Origin of the sequence: Streptomyces nanshensis (assembly GCF_001751255.1) — a bacterium.
GTDB classification, from domain to species: Bacteria; Actinomycetota; Actinomycetes; order Streptomycetales; family Streptomycetaceae; genus Streptomyces; species Streptomyces nanshensis_A.
The window spans coordinates 1-757 of record NZ_LJGW01000498.1 but is presented as its reverse complement, the minus strand read 5'-3'; the positions used below and the strand labels follow the sequence as shown (position 1 = coordinate 757).

The 757-nt window shown below is 78.1% G+C and carries 1 protein-coding gene; it reads left to right on the top strand.

Annotated features, from left to right (window positions below; translation table 11 throughout):
- Positions 1 to 27 precede the first annotated feature (27 nt).
- A partial coding sequence (locus AN218_RS29055; RefSeq protein WP_244900805.1) for an FHA domain-containing protein occupies positions 28 to 757 on the top strand: 730 nt, incomplete at its 3' end.

Sequence of the window (757 nt, the reverse complement as noted above, 5' to 3'; positions counted from 1 at the left end):
GGCTCCGGCGGCGGCCCTGGAGCGGCCGTGCCCGGGCAGGGCGGCGGAGCGGATGTCTCCGGGGACGCGTCGGCGGCGGTGTACGCGGGCACGGAACGGCTCGATCCGCACCGTCAGTTGCTCGGCGAGCCCCCCCTGCTGGACGGCGCCGTCGTCTCGCTGCACGGGCCCTCGCTGCCCGCGGCCACGCCGGCGCCGGCGGCCTACGGCTCCGCGAAGGCGCGGCTGCACGTGGTCTCGGGGCCCGATGCGGGTGGCATACACCTCCTCCAGGGCGGCAAGGTCCAGCTCGGCCGCTCCGCCGAGGCGGACGTCCCGCTCGACGACCCGGACGTCTCCCGGCTGCACTGCGCGGTGACGGTCTCCGACGGCGGTGCCGTCACGGTCGCCGATCTGGGCTCCACCAACGGCACGTCGCTGGACGGGGCGTCCGTCGGCGGACAGCCGGTGCTCTTCCGGCCCGGCTCGACGCTGCGCGTCGGGGAGTCGGCGCTACGGGTCGAGACCTCCGCCCCGGGCGGCTCACCGGAGACCGGAGCCGGAGCCGAAGGGCTGCCCTCGACGGCCGGTGCCCTGCTGCCGTCCGCGCTGCCGACGGAGCCCGACGGACACGGACGGCTGCGCCTGGCGGCGCCGTCCGTACGCGAGGGACGGGACGCATACGAGGGCGGCGCGCGGGGCGGCACGGCGCCGTCCGCCGACAGCGCGCACGGCTACGCACCGGGCGGCCCGCTCCCCGACGGTGACACCACGCACG